This window comes from Undibacterium paludis (genome assembly GCF_022568815.1).
In the GTDB taxonomy this organism is placed as follows: Bacteria; Pseudomonadota; Gammaproteobacteria; order Burkholderiales; family Burkholderiaceae_D; genus Undibacterium.
The window spans coordinates 123,674-141,806 of sequence record NZ_JAKZHX010000013.1; the positions used below are offsets into that span (position 1 = coordinate 123,674).

General features: G+C 50.8%; 15 protein-coding genes. 10 read left to right on the forward strand and 5 right to left on the reverse strand.

Translation table 11 applies throughout. The features are described 5' to 3' along the window. Positions 1-186 precede the first annotated feature (186 nt). On the forward strand, positions 187-1,365 hold the full coding sequence (locus tag LZ463_RS21715) for a cystathionine beta-lyase (protein WP_241458378.1): 1,179 nt from the start codon (positions 187-189) through the stop codon (positions 1,363-1,365). 36 nt (positions 1,366-1,401) lie between these two features. Here the strand turns inward: LZ463_RS21715 and LZ463_RS21720 are convergent, their stop codons facing one another. The 5 genes from LZ463_RS21720 to LZ463_RS21740 form a co-directional block, all read right to left on the reverse strand. Next, positions 1,402-1,638 (reverse strand): hypothetical protein, encoded by a 237-nt coding sequence (locus LZ463_RS21720; protein WP_241458379.1) that lies wholly within the window; start codon positions 1,636-1,638, stop codon positions 1,402-1,404. 163 nt (positions 1,639-1,801) lie between these two features. After that, the gene (gene acnA / locus LZ463_RS21725) at positions 1,802-4,537 is read right to left on the reverse strand and encodes an aconitate hydratase AcnA (protein WP_241458380.1); all 2,736 of its coding nucleotides are present in this window, start codon (positions 4,535-4,537) and stop codon (positions 1,802-1,804) included. A 133-nt stretch (positions 4,538-4,670) separates the two neighbouring features. Then, entirely contained in the window at positions 4,671-5,162 is a 492-nt protein-coding gene (locus tag LZ463_RS21730) for a hypothetical protein (protein WP_241458381.1), read from the reverse strand. A gap of 10 nt (positions 5,163-5,172) precedes the next feature. Beyond that, entirely contained in the window at positions 5,173-6,144 is a 972-nt protein-coding gene (locus LZ463_RS21735; RefSeq protein ID WP_241458382.1) for an HpcH/HpaI aldolase/citrate lyase family protein, read from the reverse strand. Positions 6,145-6,233: 89 nt separating this feature from the next. After that, positions 6,234-7,223, reverse strand: a complete 990-nt coding sequence (locus tag LZ463_RS21740; RefSeq protein WP_241458383.1) for a malate dehydrogenase — start codon at positions 7,221-7,223, stop codon at positions 6,234-6,236. Positions 7,224-7,554: 331 nt separating this feature from the next. Here LZ463_RS21740 and LZ463_RS21745 point away from each other — a divergent pair, with 331 nt between their 5' ends. The 9 genes from LZ463_RS21745 (at position 7,555) to odhB (ending at position 18,124) form a co-directional block, all read left to right on the forward strand. Then, positions 7,555-8,358 carry a GntR family transcriptional regulator gene (locus LZ463_RS21745; protein WP_241458384.1) on the forward strand — a complete coding sequence of 268 codons (804 nt, stop codon included), beginning with the start codon at positions 7,555-7,557 and terminating at the stop codon, positions 8,356-8,358. 203 nt (positions 8,359-8,561) lie between these two features. Continuing rightward, complete coding sequence (gene sdhC, locus LZ463_RS21750; RefSeq protein ID WP_241458385.1) at positions 8,562-8,969, forward strand: succinate dehydrogenase, cytochrome b556 subunit; 408 nt, start codon at positions 8,562-8,564, stop codon at positions 8,967-8,969. A 2-nt stretch (positions 8,970-8,971) separates the two neighbouring features. After that, a complete protein-coding gene (sdhD, locus tag LZ463_RS21755; protein ID WP_241458386.1) occupies positions 8,972-9,340 on the forward strand; it encodes a succinate dehydrogenase, hydrophobic membrane anchor protein in 369 nt (122 codons plus the stop codon). A gap of 2 nt (positions 9,341-9,342) precedes the next feature. Continuing rightward, positions 9,343-11,118, forward strand: coding sequence for a succinate dehydrogenase flavoprotein subunit (sdhA, locus tag LZ463_RS21760; protein ID WP_241458387.1), 1,776 nt, complete (start codon positions 9,343-9,345; stop codon positions 11,116-11,118). Positions 11,119-11,130: 12 nt separating this feature from the next. Then, positions 11,131-11,841, forward strand: coding sequence for a succinate dehydrogenase iron-sulfur subunit (locus LZ463_RS21765; protein WP_241458388.1), 711 nt, complete (start codon positions 11,131-11,133; stop codon positions 11,839-11,841). 144 nt (positions 11,842-11,985) lie between these two features. Further along, positions 11,986-12,267, forward strand: coding sequence for an FAD assembly factor SdhE (locus tag LZ463_RS21770; RefSeq protein ID WP_241458389.1), 282 nt, complete (start codon positions 11,986-11,988; stop codon positions 12,265-12,267). 60 nt (positions 12,268-12,327) lie between these two features. After that, entirely contained in the window at positions 12,328-13,632 is a 1,305-nt protein-coding gene (gene gltA / locus LZ463_RS21775) for a citrate synthase (RefSeq protein WP_241458390.1), read from the forward strand. Positions 13,633-13,950: 318 nt separating this feature from the next. Beyond that, positions 13,951-16,806, forward strand: coding sequence for a 2-oxoglutarate dehydrogenase E1 component (locus tag LZ463_RS21780; protein WP_241458391.1), 2,856 nt, complete (start codon positions 13,951-13,953; stop codon positions 16,804-16,806). Positions 16,807-16,867: 61 nt separating this feature from the next. After that, entirely contained in the window at positions 16,868-18,124 is a 1,257-nt protein-coding gene (gene odhB, locus LZ463_RS21785; RefSeq protein WP_241458392.1) for a 2-oxoglutarate dehydrogenase complex dihydrolipoyllysine-residue succinyltransferase, read from the forward strand. The last annotated feature ends 9 nt before the right edge of the window (positions 18,125-18,133 follow it).

An 18,133-nucleotide genomic window follows, 5' to 3' on the forward strand; every position in this document is an offset into this window, starting at 1 on the left:
GCTTGATATGGAGTTAAGGTTGTGATGACCATGCGGGGCACAGGGAGATTCTTTGTGCCCTTTGTTTTTTTGTGTTCTGATTGGCTTGTTGATTGCACTCGGCAGGAGGGGGGGCTTGGATCGGTGTAGATATTGGCCTGCTGATGAGCTTGATCATAGTGTACGTAAAAGCAACAAGGGAATGTCATGTCTAAAAAAACAGATTCGAACCGCGGTCTTAATACCGGCATTATTCATAGCGAGTATGTCGCACCACAAGGTTTTGCCGCTTTCCCGGTAGGCATACATCATGCCTCCACTGTGTTATTTGAGAATGTCGCAGCCATGCGTGCAAGCAACTGGCAAGACAAATCGGCATATACCTATGGGCTACATGGCACACCGACGAGTTTTACCCTGGAGGCGCGTCTGGCAGAAATTGAGCACGGCAGACATTGTGTGCTGACACCCAGCGGCCTGGCAGCCATCACCCTGGTCGATATGGCATTTTTGCAAAATGGCGATCATGTTTTGATACCTGACAATGCCTATGGACCCAATCGTGATCTGGCTGGTTGGCTGTCGCACAGCTTTGGTATCGCTGTTGATTATTATGACCCGTTGATTGGTTCAAGGATTGCCAGCTTGATCCGCGAAAATACGCGTTTGATCTGGGCTGAGGCACCGGGATCGGTTTCCATGGAAGTACCTGATGTGCCGGCTATCTGTGCCGCGGCCCATGCGCGGGGCGTGCTGGTTGCACTGGATAATACCTGGTCTGCAGGCATAGCCCTCAATGCTTTTGAGCATGGTGTGGATATCATCATGCAAGCCCTGACCAAATATCAGAGTGGTGGTTCGGATGTCTTGATGGGGGCAGTCATTACTCGTGATCCAGCATTGCACACGCGCCTGCTAATGGCGCATATGCGCTTGGGGTTGGGAGTGGGGATGGACGATGTCTATCTGGTCTTGCGCAATTTGCCGACCCTGCAATTACGCTTCAGGGCACATGATCAAAGTGCGCGCCAGATCGCAAACTGGCTTGATGGCCGTCCAGAAATCCATAGGGTCTTGCATCCGGCATTGCCTGCCTGCCCTGGTCATGAGCTGTGGAAGCGTGACTTCAGTGGCGCAGGTGGGCTGTTTTCAGTCCTGTTTGATGAGCGTTATAGTGAAGCACAGACTGACAGGTTTGTCGATAGTCTGAAACTTTTCAAGATAGGATATAGCTGGGGTGGGGCACATAGCCTGTGCGTACCTTACCGCATACAGAAAATGCGTTCAGACTGGCAAGAGTCAGGTATCCTGGTGCGCTTTAATATTGGCCTGGAAGATACCGACGACCTGATCACCGATATCGAGCAAGCTTTCGCAGCTATGTAATATCCGCCATTCACTGCCAGCCCTAGAGTACCGTCTTTATTTGCTGGCAGCTGTATCCGATGCCGGAGCTACTGGCAGTGTAGTTGCTGATGCTGGATTTGCCGGAGCCAGAGATGCGGACGATGATGCTGCAGATGCTTCTGGCGCAGATGCGACTTCAGCGGCAGCATGGCCGCCGGCTTCGCCCTGCATGCTGACTTTGTCGCCGGCCTTGAAAATAACGAACAGTGACACAGCTGCAAAAATGATAAAGCCGACCAGAATTTTCCACATGTTTACCTCCTCATAAAGTTTGATGCGCTTAGCTTAAATGTTGAGGCTTACAGCAATCTTGCAGGTGGCGGGGTGAAATGAAAAAAGGAGAATCTCCTCGAGAAATTCTCCTTTTTCATGCAGCTGTGGATTTCATCAGACCCACTTTACGTGGGCCTGCAGATCATGCAGCCAGCAATTGACGCAATACGAATGGCAGGATACCGCCATGCTTGTAATAGTCAACTTCGATCGGTGTATCGATACGCAGCAAGACCTTGACTTCCTGTGTTTCGCCGTTGGTACGGTTGATCACCAGGGTGACTTCCTGCTGTGGCTTGATGTCATCTTCTATGCCTTTGAGGTCAAAAGATTCATTGCCTGTGATGCCCAGGGTGTCAACACTGTCCGTGCCGATAAATTGCAACGGCAACACGCCCATGCCAACCAGGTTGGAGCGGTGGATACGTTCAAAAGAACGAGCGATTACAGCTTTGACACCCAGCAATTGTGTGCCTTTTGCTGCCCAGTCGCGGGAGGAACCTGTACCGTATTCTTCGCCACCGAAGATCATGGTTGGGACGCCGTCAGCAATATATTTCATCGCTGCATCATAGATAGACATAGGTTCGCCTGTTGGCTGGAACAGGGTTTCGCCGCCTTCAACGCGGGAGCCGTCTTCCTTGGCCGGGATCATGAGATTTTTGATGCGCACGTTGGCGAATGTGCCGCGCATCATGATTTCATGGTTGCCACGACGTGAGCCGTAGGAGTTGAAATCGGCTTTCAGTACACCGTTTTCTTTCAGCCATTTACCTGCCGGGCTGGATTCCTTGATGGAGCCGGCTGGGGAGATGTGGTCGGTTGTGATGGAGTCACCAAACACACCCAGTGCACGTGCACCAGTGATGCCAGTCGCCGCTGCTTTTGGTTCCATTGTGAAATCAGCAAAGAATGGCGGTTCAGCAATGTAAGTGGAGGTAGGCCAGTTGTAGACATCGCCTTCTGCCACGCCCTGGATGTTTTCCCACAGCTTGCCTGGAGCGCCTTTGACGTCTGCATAGTTTTCCTTGAAAGTCTTGGAATTCATTGCAAACTTCATCAGCTTGTTGATCTCTGCGCTGGTAGGCCAGATGTCGCCCAGGAAGATATCCTTGCCTTTGACGCGGCCAACTGGTTCTGTCATCAGATCCTTGGTCATGTTGCCAGCGATGGCGTAAGCAACGACCAAAGGAGGGGAGGCCAGGAAGTTGGAACGGATATTCGGGTGAATACGTGCTTCGAAGTTACGGTTACCAGACAGTACGGCGGAAGCCACGATATCGTTGGCAACAATCGCTTCGTTCATCGCAGGTGTCAGGTCACCGGCATTGCCGATACAGGTTGTGCAGCCGTAAGCAGTCACGCCAAAGCCGAGTTTTTCCAGGTAAGGCAACAAACCAGCTGCTTCCAGGTACTTGGTGACGACGCGCGAGCCAGGGGCCAGCGAAGTCTTGATGTGCGGTGCCACTTTCAAACCGGCTTCTACGGCTTTCTTGGCCAGCAAGCCAGCTGCCAGCAAGACGCTAGGGTTGGACGTGTTGGTGCATGAGGTGATCGCAGCGATCAATACATCGCCATTTTTGACTTTGACACCGTCAGCATTGGTGTAGACTGCATCAAGGTCTTCCACTTTTTTGTTGAAGCCGTTTTCAGATGTCGGCTTGGAAAACAGGTCTGCAAAAGTCGATTTGACATTGCCGATTTCGATACGGTCTTGTGGGCGCTTGGGGCCAGCCAGGGATGGTGCAACGGTGGACAGGTCCAGGCTGATTTCTGTGGTGTAGTCAATGTCGCCGGCTGCAGGGACGCCGAACATTTTCTGGGCTTTGAAATAGCCTTCGAAGGCGTCGATTTCTGCCTTGGTGCGGCCTGTGCCTTTGAAGTAATCGATTGTTGCTTCATCAACCGGGAAAAAGCCCATGGTGGCACCGTATTCTGGCGCCATGTTGGCGATGGTGGCGCGGTCTGTCAGGGACAGGGAGCGTGTGCCTTCGCCAAAGAATTCAACAAACTTGCCAACGACCTTGGCTTTGCGCAGCAATTCAGTGATCGTCAGGACCAGATCCGTTGCTGTGCAACCTTCGCGCAATGCGCCGGTCAGGTTGACGCCAACGACGTCAGGTGTCAGGAAGTACACTGGCTGACCCAGCATGCCAGCTTCAGCTTCGATACCACCCACGCCCCAGCCGACCACGCCGATACCGTTGATCATGGTAGTGTGGGAGTCAGTGCCTACCAGTGTGTCTGGATAGAAGACTTCATTTTTCTTGGCATCTTTGACTTTGTGTACGCCGCGCGCCAGATATTCCAGGTTAACCTGGTGGACGATACCAAAGCCTGGAGGAACGACGCCAAAAGTATCAAATGCCTGCATGCCCCATTTCATAAACTGGTAGCGCTCGTTATTGCGCTGGAATTCCAGTTTCATGTTCAAATCCAGCGCTTTCTTTTCGCGGAAATGATCGATTTGTACGGAGTGGTCAACTACCAGGTCAACTGGTACCAGGGGTTCGATATTTTTTGCATTTTTGCCTTGTTTGGCAGCGACGTTACGCATGGCAGCCAGATCGGCCAGCAAAGGAACACCGGTAAAATCTTGCAGGACAACGCGTGAAACCACGAAAGGGATTTCATCAGTGCGGGCAGCAGTAGCACCCCAGTTCGCCAGTTGCTTGACGTGTTCTTCAGTAACTTTTTTGCCGTCGCAGTTACGCAATACCGATTCCAGCACGATGCGGATGGAAACTGGTAGGCGTGAAATTTTTACGCCGAGATTTTTTTCCAATGCGGGCAAAGAAAAGAACTTGCCTTTCTTGGTGTCTGAAATTTTAAAGTCTTTCAGGGTTTTGAATGCATCTTTGTACGCATTTTGGCTCATGGCTCTTCCTCTTATTTACAAAAATCAACGATCAGAAATATCTACTCTTTTTACTGCTACAGCATTTCCATATGCACACTTTTTACCAAGCCTGTGCCTGTGAAGTACTGCCTGAAATCAAAAATTATCCAGCTTATTTTACTAGTGCTGCTTCGGCAGGTTTTGCGTCAACTTTTGTGTCAACGTCAGCCAGGGCTGCCGTTTCCGTCTTGCACTCATTGGCCAGTTGCTGACCTTTGTGTGAGTCAAGCAGCAAACCTTTTGCGGGAATGCCAATCCAGATAAAGCCGGCTTTGCGATTTTCAAAGCGTGTTGCACCGGTAGTTGTATCCACCTTGGTCAACCTGTACAGCTTCTTTTTCCAGCGCATGGCGACATGGTCTGCATCGCTGGGATTGGTATACATGGTCAATGAGTTACCCAGTTCACATTTGTACTCGAAATTATTGTGGAGCTGTACGTCTGGTTCTGGCTCGTCTTCTTCCTTGCTAGTCTGGGTTGCAGCCGGTTTGGTCGACTTTGCGGTGGTTTTAGTCTTGCTGCGTGGTGCTTCCACCGCTTGCGCATTGACGGCAAGAATTGTGCTTGCTGCAAACGCCAGGCTGATAAAAGAAAGTAATTTCATGTGGGTCTCCCTAAAGTAAATCTTGTGCTGCTTCTGGTAATGCAATGCGCCCCAGTTGGGCGCGTTTTAAAATCGTCCAGTAATAACGGTAGCTCGCTCTGTCATTCAGGTGGTTTTGCCATGTTGTCGGCCCCCATTGATGCTTTCTCGCTAGCGCCAATATGTTTGTGGCTTCTTCAATTTCATTGCTGTCAGGCTGGAAGGCTTGAATAATCGGGCGTATCTGATCGGGGTGTATACTCCACATGCGGGTGTAGCCACATTCCGATGCGGCGCGGCGAGCATCGTCGGCCACGACTGATAAGTCCCTTATTTCTGTCGTGACATTGTGCGAAGCGACTTTGCCGAAACGATGGCAGGCTGCAGCAATATCAAGCTTGGCCCGCATCACGAGCGGGTGCATGAACTGTCCAGGTGAGCGCATGGCGCTGGCTGGAATGGCGCCGAAATGTGCAGAGACAAAATCCATCAGGCCGAATGACAGGCATTCTACCTGGGGCAGGGCAGCGATTTGCCCTGCCTCTGCCAGTGCTCCATGGGTTTCTATTAATACGTGAACAGGTACCTGGCTGCCATCAGTCCTCATGCCATATTGGTTGACTTTTTCCAGTGCGGCCATCAACTGCCGGTGGCTGTTAATTTTGGGTAATACCAGATAAGCCAGCCTGTCTTTGCAGGCGGGCAGGATCAGGGATAAATCTTGCTCAAAGGCTGGGTGCAGGGGATCGTGCACACGCACGCCCAGGCGCTGGTAAACATTGCTATCGCTGGCAACCAGACTGGCAACCAGTTGTGCATGGGTAACTTCGTTGCCGGCGGCGGCGCCGTCTTCGCAATCAAGGGTGATGTCAAAAATGCCATCCAGTTCCTGCTGTAATGCGATCGATTTGCGCATCAGTTTTTCAGAACCTGCGTAATGGTCGCAGACCGGCAGTAATACCGGTTGAATCTGGTCCTGAAAGAGTACTGTGGATGGATGCATCTGATAAATATTATCGTCTGGAACTGAACAGGCCCTGGTATTGATTCAGGTATTGAAACCGGAATCACCAGAACCTGTTCCTGACTTGCTTAGCCTACCAGGTGTTTAACGCCATCACGCTCGTCTTGCAATTCCTTGAGGGTGACATTGATGCGTTCACGGGAGAATTCGTCGATTTCCAGACCTTGAACGATCTTGTATTCGCCGTTTTCTGTTGTGACAGGGAAGCCGAACATGGTTCCTTCAGGGATGCCATAAGAGCCATCGGAAGCGATACCCATGGTTGTCCATTTACCGTTCGTGCCCAGAACCCAGTCGCGTACATGGTCAATCGCTGCATTGGCAGCAGACGCAGCAGAAGACAGGCCGCGTGCTTCAATGATGGCAGCGCCGCGTTTGCCGACTGTAGGCAGGAATACGTCCTTGTTCCATTCGTGATCGTTGATCAGGTCTTTGACGGATGCGCCGTCAACCGTCGCAAAGCGATAGTCAGCGTACATGGTCGGGGAGTGGTTGCCCCATACACACATTTTTTCTATGGAGGCGACTGGTTTGCCAACCTTGGCTGCCACTTGGGACAGGGCGCGGTTGTGATCGAGGCGCAACATTGCGGTGAAGTTTTTTGCGGGCAGGGAAGGTGCCGATTTCATCGCGATGTAAGCATTGGTATTGGCTGGGTTGCCAACGACCAGAACTTTAACATTGCGGGATGCTACTGCATCCAGTGCCTTGCCTTGTACAGTGAAAATCTGCGCATTGGCTTCCAGCAGGTCTTTGCGTTCCATGCCTGGGCCGCGAGGGCGTGCACCAACCAGCAGGGCGACATCGATATCTTTGAACGCTGTCATTGGATCGCTGTGAGCTGTCATGCCAGCCAACAGTGGGAACGCGCAGTCGTCGATTTCCATCATTACGCCTTTCAGCGCTTTCTGGGCTTTTTCGTCAGGAATTTCCAATAATTGCAGAATCACTGGCTGGTCTTTGCCCAGCATGTCGCCATTGGCGATACGGAACAGAAGGGAATAGCCAATTTGGCCTGCGGCGCCGGTGACAGCTACGCGCATAGGGGATTTCGCCATGATGCATCTCCGAAGTGGTGTGAAAACGATGTTCAAACAATTGCAGCGACTGGATTGCCGACGCTATGTAAAACACTTAATGATACCGTTGAAAGCACTGTCAGTCAGCCAAAATCCGCTGCAAACATGTTTTTCGACCTTTACATTAAGAGCGTTAGAACTATATTGCTTGGTATAACAGATTATGGCTGGCGTGCGCGCCAAATATTCGTACGGGAGTTTAGGTTGTGCAGGGCTAAGTGTCAATCAATATCTTATGTCTTATATAAGACATATTACTTGATAGTTTGTTCTGGACGTGGCGGGTAGTTTTGTGGTGAAATTGCAGTCTATGAACTCAATCATACCAACCGCAAATAATCCGACTATCGCTCCCACTACTCCGGGGACAGGTGTTGGTGCTTCGTCTTTGAGTGCGTCTCCCACATTCAGTCCATTATATCAACAGATAAAGGCCCTGATTACACAAAGCCTGCAATCGGGTGAGTGGAAGCCGGGTGAGTTGATTCCCAGTGAGATGGAGCTGGCAAGTCGTTTCAAGGTCAGCCAGGGTACGGTGCGCAAGGCGATTGATGAGTTGTCGGCGGAAAATCTGGTGGTGCGTCGTCAGGGTAAGGGGACTTTTGTTGCAACTCATCATGAGGCGCGTTCGCAGTTCCGTTTCTTGCGGCTGGCCCCGGACGAGGGGGTGCCTCATTACCCTGAAAACCGCATCATTGAAGTCAAGCGCATGCGTGCACCCGCCGAGGTCGCGCGCCTGCTTGACATCAAATCGGGTGATTCGGTTGTGTTTATCCGTCGCGTGCAGTCATTTTCGGGTGTGCCGACGATTCTTGATGATCTCTGGTTGCCGGGCGCCATTTTCAAAGGGCTGACGGCTGAGCGCCTCAATGAGTACAAGGGGCCCATGTACGGTTTGTTTGAGACTGAATTTGGTACGCACATGATACGCGCGTCCGAGCAGATTCGCGCAGTCTGCGCGGATGAGGCAGTAGCCACGCTCTTGCATGTTGATGTTGGCATGCCTTTGTTGAATGTGGAGCGCGTATCCTTCACCTATGGAGATAAGCCAGTCGAATTGCGGCGTGGCTTGTATTTGACAGTGAATCACCATTATAGAAATGAACTGAGCTAAATCAATTGCATGATTGTTTTTGCTGTGGTTTTTTCGTGTGCTCTAGCCTTGTTGTTGTTAGTTTTTCGCGCTCTGCGTCTGGGGAGCTTTGGGTTTAAGATAGCGATATTTTGTTAATCGTGATGATTTTTGTTGGTGCAATGCACCAAAATGAGCGAAAATTACAAGGTTTATGTACAGACTAGTTAATGGGGAGATTATTTATGTCTGAAGTAGTAAAAGCCAGACCTCGCTTTGGGGTCATGCGCCTGATCGATGCAACGGGGTATCGACTGCCGCTGGCAGGTTTTGTATCCATTCTGCATCGCGCTAGCGGAATGTTGATGTTCCTGCTGTTGCCATTCATCCTGTACCTGCTCGATAAGAGCCTGGCTTCAGAGGCGACTTTTGCGGGCTTGCAGGCGCTGACATCTGGTGTTTTTGTTAAGCTTGTCATTTTAGCCCTGATCTGGGCATATCTGCACCACTTTTGCGCTGGCATTCGTCACTTGCTCATGGACTTTCACTACGGTCTTGACAAGGATTCAGCACGTCAATCCGCCGTTAGCGTGCTGGTAGTCAGCATTGTATTGTCTGCGTTGATAGGCTTGAAATTGTTCGGGGTATTTTAAAAATGGCAAACAATAATATTGGACCAAAGCGCCTGGTCGTCGGTGCGGGCTATGGCTTGCGCGACTGGATGGCGCAACGTGTAACGGCCATCGTGATGGCTCTGTACACAGTGATACTGTTGGGGTTGTTTCTGACGGGTAAAGATTTCAGTCATGCTGGCTGGATAGGTATTTTTGCCATGCAGTGGTTCAAGATGGCGACTTTTGCAGTCGTGATCTGCCTGTTGTATCACGCCTGGGTTGGTATGCGTGATGTCTGGATGGACTACGTGACGCACAATGTATTTGTTCGTCTGGTATTTCAAGTTGCCACTATCGTGTGGTTGATTGCTTGTGCTGGCTATGCTGCACAGATTTTGTGGAGAGTATAAAAGTGGCTGCAATTAAATCCACAATCCCAAGTCGCCGTTTTGATGCGGTCATCGTTGGTGCTGGCGGTTCTGGCATGCGTGCCTCGCTGCAATTGGCTGAGGCTGGCCTGAATGTCGCCGTACTGTCCAAGGTTTTTCCTACTCGTTCTCACACTGTTGCTGCGCAGGGTGGTATTGGTGCCTCTCTCGGCAATATGTCGGAAGATAACTGGTACTGGCATATGTTTGACACGGTCAAGGGTTCTGACTACCTGGGTGACCAGGACGCGATCGAATTCATGTGCCGTGAAGCGCCAAAAGTCGTGTATGAGCTTGAGCATTTCGGCATGCCGTTTGACCGTAATGCCGATGGCACGATTTATCAGCGTCCTTTCGGTGGTCACACAGCCAATTTTGGTGAAAAGCCTGTGCAGCGTGCCTGCGCTGCGGCTGACCGTACCGGCCATGCCTTGTTGCATACCTTGTATCAGCGCAATGTGCGCGCCCGCACTCATTTCTTTGTCGAATGGATGGCGATTGATCTGATCCGTGATGCGGAAGGTGATGTGCTTGGTGTCGTCGCGCTGGAAATGGAAACCGGTGAAGTCATGATGCTGGAAGCCAAAACCACGATATTTGCAACCGGCGGCGCTGGTCGTATCTGGGCAGCTTCTACTAATGCCTTTATCAATACCGGTGACGGTATGGGTATGGCTGCACGTGCCGGCCTGCCGCTCGAAGATATGGAGTTCTGGCAATTTCACCCAACCGGCGTGGCCGGTGCTGGTGTGCTGATTACTGAGGGTGTGCGCGGTGAGGGCGGTATTCTGGTGAATAGCCAGGGCGAGCGTTTCATGGAGCGTTATGCGCCTACTCTGAAAGATCTGGCTCCACGCGACTTCGTTTCCCGCTCCATGGATCAAGAAATCAAGGAGGGCCGTGGCTGTGGCCCTAACAAGGATCACGTCATGCTCGATTTGCGTCACATCGGTGCGGACACAATTCAAAAGCGGTTGCCGTCGATTCTCGAAATCGCGCACAAGTTTGCCAACGTTGACGCAACCAAAGAACCTATCCCTGTCGTACCGACGATTCACTACCAGATGGGCGGTATCCCGACCAATATCCATGGCCAGGTTGTTGATTACAGAAATGGCAGTAATTCCGTGGTTAACGGCTTGTACGCGATCGGTGAATGCGCCTGCGTATCCGTGCATGGCGCGAATCGTCTGGGTACCAACTCCTTGTTGGACTTGCTGGTATTTGGCCGTGCGGCTGGTAACCATGTTGTTGCAAGCAATCTCAAGGCGCGCAGCAATAAAGACCTGCCTGCAGATGCAGCTGATCTGGCACTGTCACGCTTGTCCAAGCTGGAAAACAGTACAGGTTCCGAACGCGTACAGGATGTTGCAAATGCCATCCGCAGCACCATGCAGCAATACTGCGGCGTATTCCGTACTGACGATTTGCTGCAAACCGGCTACAAGAAAATCATGGAGCTTGATGAGCGTCGCAAGCATGTTTCTTTCAAGGATAAATCCAAGGTCTTCAATACTGCCCGCGTAGAAGCGCTGGAACTGGATAACCTGATAGAAACAGCCAAGGCAACCATTACATCCGCTGCGGCACGCAAGGAGTCGCGCGGTGCGCATGCACACCGTGACTATGAAAAGCGTAATGATGAGGAGTGGATGAAGCACACCATGTGGTATTCCGAAGGCAATCGCCTCGACTACAAGGCAGTCGTGACCAAGCCGCTGACTGTGGATACCTTCAAGCCGAAACCACGCACATTCTAAAGAGATACTGAAATGGCACGTACACTGAAATTTAAAATCTACCGCTACGATCCGGACAAGGATGCCAAGCCTTATATGCAAGACTTGACGGTAGAGTTGCAAGACACTGACAAGATGCTGCTGGATGCTCTGCAACGCATCAAATATGACGTTGATGATTCCCTGGCATTGCGCCGCTCATGCCGTGAAGGTGTGTGTGGTTCTGATGCAATGAACATCAATGGCAAGAATGGTCTGGCTTGCACCACCAACCTGAATGAGTTGACTGAACCCATCGTTTTGCGTCCTTTGCCAGGTTTGCCTGTCATCCGTGACCTGATCGTGGATATGACGCAATTCTTCAAGCAATACAATTCGATCAAGCCTTACCTGATGAATGATTCCATTCCTCCGGAAAAAGAACGTCTGCAGTCTCCTGCGGAGCGTGAAGAGCTTGATGGTCTGTATGAGTGCATATTGTGTGCATGCTGCTCCACTTCATGCCCTTCGTTCTGGTGGAATCCGGATAAATTCGTTGGCCCGGCCGGTCTTTTGCAGGCTTACCGCTTCATTGCTGATTCACGCGATCAGGCTACTGGCGAGCGCCTTGATAACCTGGAAGATCCTTATCGTTTGTTCCGCTGCCACACGATCATGAATTGTGTGGATGTCTGTCCAAAAGGTTTGAATCCTACCCGCGCCATCGGCAAAATCAAGGAATTAATGGTTCGCCGCGCAGTCTGAGCGGGCAGGGCGGCAAAGTAGTAAATTGATGGTATTGGCAGTAAATAGCAAGCGATGTCTTCAGGCATCGCTGCTATTTCATGCGATTTTCTTGATTTGTCCTGAGAATTGCATGAAATAGTAAGCACAGAAAAGAAAGTAATTATGTCTGAGTCACAAGCGGTAAACCATCAGAGCGACCCGGTTAAGCGTGCCCGGCTACGGTGGCGAGCAAGACGCGGTTTGCTGGAAAACGATCTGATATTGACCCGGTTTCTGGACGCGCATGAGGAGTCCCTGACAGATGAGGAAGTGGATGCCTTCAGCCGGCTGATGGAATTGTCAGACAATACTTTAATGGATTTGATTTTGGCCAGGAAACAACCTGAAGCCGAAGTCGATCTTCCGCATGTGCATGCTTTATTGCGACGCCTGCAAATGGCTTGAGCATCTTTTATTTTTGTGTTTTTTTGATTAACGACTCACCTCTTATCTGAAGGAAGAGCCATGACTAATTCTGAAACAAAAGCAACCCTTTCATTCTCCGATGGCTCGCCATCCCTGGAGATGCCGATTTACAAGGGCTCAATTGGTCCTGATGTCATTGACATCCGTAAGTTGTATGGTTCTACCGGCATGTTCACCTATGATCCAGGTTTTATGTCGACAGCGGCGTGTAATTCTTCCATCACCTATATCGATGGTGACAAGGGTGAATTGCTGTATCGTGGCTATCCTATTGAGCAACTGGCCGTGAACGGTGGCGACTTCCTGGAAACCTGCTATCTGTTGCTGAATGGCGAATTGCCCAATGCAGAGCAAAAGAAAGAGTTCGTCACGACAGTAACGCATCACACCATGGTGCATGAGCAGATGCAATTCTTCTTCCGCGGTTTCCGTCGCGATGCGCATCCTATGTCTGTATTGGTTGGTACCGTCGGCGCGCTGGCATCGTTCTATCATGATTCTCTGGATATCAATGATCCGCATCACCGTGAAGTATCGGCTATCCGTTTGATCGCCAAGATGCCTACACTGGTGGCAATGGCATACAAATACTCTATCGGTCAGCCTTTCGTGTACCCACGTAATGACTTGTCGTATAGCGCCAACTTCATGCATATGATGTTCTCTACACCATGCGAGCCATACAAAACCAATGAAGTGCTGGTGCGTGCGCTGGACCGCATCCTGATTCTGCATGCAGATCACGAGCAAAATGCTTCCACGTCGACAGTACGTCTGGCAGGTTCTTCTGGAGCCAATCCATTTGCCTGTATCGCTGCCGGTATCGCCTGCCTGTGGGGTCCTGCTCACGGTGGTGCAAACGAAGCTGCATTGAGTATGCTGGAAGAAATCGGCAGTGTTGATAATATTCCTGAATTCATTGCTCAAGTCAAAGACAAGAACTCTGGCGTCAAGCTGATGGGCTTTGGTCACCGTGTTTACAAAAACTATGATCCACGCGCCAAACTGATGCGTGAAACCTGCTATGAAGTGTTGCAAGAACTGGGTCTGCAAGATGATCCATTGTTCAAGCTGGCCATGGCTCTGGAAAAAATCGCGCTGGAAGACGAATACTTCGTCAGCCGCAAACTGTATCCTAACGTCGATTTCTACTCTGGCATCGTACAACGTGCACTGGGCATCCCAACTGCATTGTTCACCGGTATCTTCGCCTTGGCGCGCACAGTAGGCTGGATTGCACAATGGAAAGAAATGATTTCTGACCCTGAACAAAAAATTGGCCGCCCACGCCAATTGTTTGTCGGCTCTGCCAAGCGTGATGTTCCTGCGATAGATAAGCGTTAATGTTTATTTAAGCTTTCTGCCAGGTTTGTTGCTTAGTTGCAGATAAGTTGCAGATATTAAAAGCGAGTCCGCAAGACTCGCTTTTTTTTTCTTCAGTAATTATGCTATGCTTCGCCACGAAAGTGATTTTTAGGAATAACTTTCGCGATTTAATCAAAAAACATATTTAAATGACATGCTTTTTGATTTGATCACGAGGACAGTTTGAATTAAGCCCTTCCCCACAACTTGATGTGCAATCCGCTAACCGGTCAGGCCGTGTCGCGGAAGGTTAGATTAACCCGCTAATCTCGCGAAACGCGAAGAAAGGTGAGCAAGATGATGCAACAATATAACGCTAACTCGTACTTGTTCGGCGGCAATGCGCCGTATGTAGAAGAGCTGTATGAAGCGTACCTGAATAATCCCGGTTCTGTTCCTGATAATTGGCGCGCCTATTTCGACGCCATGCAAAACGTGCCTGCCGTTGATGGCTCGGCCAAGCCTGATGTTGCCCATGCACCTGTCATTGCTTCATTTGCAGAGCGCGCGAAACAAGGTCCAGTCCGTACTATCAATGCCACTGGCGATGCTGAAATGGGGCGCAAACGTGTCGCAGCACAGCAATTGATCGCGGCCTATCGCTTTCTCGGTAGCCACTGGGCTAACCTGGATCCGCTGCAACGCCAGGAACGCCCGAGTATTCCAGAACTGGAGCCAAGTTTCTATGGCTTTACCGATGCCGATATGGACATACAGTTTAATATCAGCAATACCTATTTTGGCCCAGAAACAGCATCATTGCGCGACCTTTTGAATGCCTTGCGTGACACGTATTGCCGTTCCATCGGTGCCGAGTTCATGTACATCAGTGACCCGGCCGAGAAACGCTGGTTGCAACAAAAGCTGGAGGCGATACGCTCCACACCATCCTTCTCTGCAGAAAAGAAAAAACATATCCTTGATCGCCTGACCGCAGCTGAAGGCCTGGAACGTTATCTGCACACCAAGTATGTTGGTCAGAAGCGTTTCTCTCTGGAGGGCGGCGAGAGCTTTATTGCCTCTATGGATGAGACTATCCAGCGCGCCGGTGAGCGCGGCGTCGAAGAAATCGTTATCGGTATGGCCCACCGTGGCCGTCTGAACGTACTGGTCAATACCCTGGGTAAAATGCCTCAGGATCTGTTTGCTGAGTTTGAAGGCAAACATGGTGATGACTTGCCAGCGGGTGACGTTAAATACCACCAAGGCTTTTCGTCTGATATCTCGACTCCAGGTGGCCCGGTTCACTTGTCCCTGGCCTTCAATCCTTCCCATCTGGAAATCGTTAATCCAGTGGTTGAAGGTTCTGTCAAAGCGCGTATGGACCGTCGCGGTGACAAAGACGGATCACAAGTATTGCCTATCCTGGTACACGGCGACGCCGCTTTTGCAGGACAGGGCGTGGTCATGGAAACACTGAACCTGGCGCAGACACGCGGCTATGGTACAGGTGGTACCGTGCATATCGTCATCAACAATCAGATCGGCTTCACGACTTCTGATCCACGCGATTCACGTTCTACCCTGTATTGCTCCGACGTCGTCAAAATGATCGAGGCACCAGTATTGCACGTCAATGCAGATGATCCTGAAGCTGTTGTCCTGGCGACCCAGATCGCTCTGGATTATCGTATGGAATTCAAGAAGGATGTCGTGGTTGACATCATCTGCTATCGCAAACTGGGCCACAACGAGCAAGATACACCTGCGCTGACACAGCCTCTGATGTACAAGAAAATTGGTCAGCATCCTGGCACACGCAAGATGTACGCGGACAAACTGTCTGCTCAGGGCACTATCCCAGCGGATGGCGGCGATCAAATGGTCAAGGCTTATCGTGACGCCATGGATGCCGGCAAGCATACGCATGACCCTGTCATCTCCAATTTCAAGAACAAGTATGCTGTTGACTGGATTCCTTTCCTTAACCGTAAATGGACAGATGCTGCAGATACTGCAGTACCGGCAACTGAACTCAAGCGCCTGGCAGAGCGTATTACTGTTGTGCCCGAAGGCTTCAAGCCACATAGCCTGGTAGAAAAAGTCCTGGGTGATCGTGCAGCCATGGGCCGTGGTGACATGAACCTGGACTGGGGCATGGGTGAGCATCTGGCTTATGCATCCCTGGTTTCTTCCGGTTATGCCATCCGTTTGACAGGGCAGGACGCAGGTCGCGGCACTTTCGTTCACCGTCATGCTGTTTTGCATGATCAAAATCGTGAGCGCTGGGATGCTGGTACGTATATCCCTCTGCAAAACATTTCTGACAAGCAGGCACCATTCACCGTCATCGATTCCGTTTTGTCTGAAGAAGCGGTGCTCGGCTTTGAATATGGCTATTCCACAGCTGAACCAAATACCCTGACTATCTGGGAAGCGCAATTCGGCGATTTTGCCAACGGCGCTCAGGTTGTTATCGACCAGTTCATCAGCTCTGGTGAAGTGAAGTGGGGTCGTGCATCGGGTCTGGTCATGATGCTGCCGCATGGTTATGAAGGTCAGGGCCCCGAGCATTCATCTGCTCGCCCGGAGCGCTTCCTGCAATTGTGCGCTGACAATAACATGCAAGTAGTTCAACCTACTACTGCTGCGCAGATTTTCCATCTGTTGCGTCGTCAGATGATACGCATGTTCCGCAAGCCTCTGGTCATCATGACGCCGAAATCTCTGTTGCGTAACAAGGATGCAGGTTCACCTTTGTCCGACCTGGCCAAAGGCAGCTTCCACACTGTCATCGGTGAAGTCGATGAGAAGATTGATGCGAAGAAAGTCAAACGTGTTATTGCTTGCTCGGGCAAAGTGTATTACGACCTGGTTAATGCCCGTAAAGAGCGTGGTCAGACTGATACGGCGATTGTCCGTGTTGAGCAACTGTATCCTTTCCCGCATAAGAGTTTTGCCGCAGAATTGAAAAAATTCCCGAATATGACGGAGTTGGTCTGGGCGCAGGATGAGCCTCAAAATCAGGGACCATGGTTCCAGATTCAGCACAATATTTTTGAAAGCCTGGAAGACGGTCAGAAGCTTGCTTATGCCGGTCGCCCAGCGAGTGCCTCACCTGCTGTCGGTTACTATGACAAGCATTACGCACAACAAAAAGCATTGCTGGAAACGGCATTTTCCAAACTCAAAGGCTTTGTCCTGACCAAATAATGACGCGATGCGACACCAGAAGCTGGTGTCGCATTTGGCTACCCGAATCGGAGAGTAAAAAATGGCAATTATCGAAGTAAAAGTTCCCCAGTTATCTGAGTCCGTCGCAGAAGCAACCCTGTTGTCCTGGCATAAAAAAGTGGGTGAGGCAGTTGGTCGTGACGAAAACCTGATTGATGTGGAAACTGACAAAGTTGTATTGGAACTGCCTGCACCTGACGCTGGCGTGATCACGCAAATCATCAAGGGTGATGGCAGCACAGTTGTGGCTGGCGAAGTTATCGCGATTCTTGATACTGAAGCTTCAACAAAAGTAAGCCCTATGGAGGTGTCTGCTGCACCGGTAGCTGCTGCTCCAGCGACAGCAACACTGGTTGATGCAAAATCATCTGCTGGCGTGGCAATGCCAGCAGCAGCAAAAATCCTGTCTGAAAATAATCTGACTGCAGCACAGGTTGATGGTTCCGGTAAAGATGGCCGTGTTACCAAGGGTGACGCATTGGCAGCAGTAGCCGCCAAACCGGCAGCTGCGCCTGTTGTTGCACCTTTGGCGACCCCTGTTGCCAGCAAGCCGGCTTTGCAACAAGTCGCTGCACCGACGATTGCCAACCTTGGCGACCGCCCTGAAGAGCGCGTACCAATGAGCCGTCTGCGTGCCCGTATTGCTGAACGCCTGGTGCAATCGCAATCGACTAACGCCATTCTGACGACTTTTAACGAAGTCAACATGGCGCCGGTCATGGACCTGCGTAACAAGTACAAGGACAAGTTTGAAAAAGAACACGGCGTGAAACTGGGCTTCATGTCCTTCTTCGTCAAGGCAGCCGTTGCTGCATTGAAAAAATACCCTATCCTGAATGCTTCCGTTGATGGCAACGACATCGTTTATCACGGTTACTTCGACATTGGTATCGCGGTTGGTTCCCCACGTGGCCTGGTCGTGCCTATCCTGCGCAATGCTGATCAAATGACGATTGCTGAAATCGAAAAGAAAATTGGTGAATTTGGCGCCAAGGCCAAAGATGGCAAACTGACGCTGGACGATTTGTCTGGTGGTACTTTCTCCATCTCGAATGGTGGTACTTTCGGCTCCATGTTGTCCACGCCTATCATCAACCCGCCACAATCCGCAATCCTGGGTGTGCATGCGACCAAAGACCGCGCCGTGGTTGAAAATGGCCAGATCGTTATCCGTCCTATGAATTACCTGGCTATGTCTTATGACCATCGTATTATTGACGGTCGTGAAGCTGTTCTGGGTCTGGTGGCAATGAAAGATGCGCTGGAAGATCCTGCGCGTCTGTTGCTTGATCTGTAATTCAGGTTC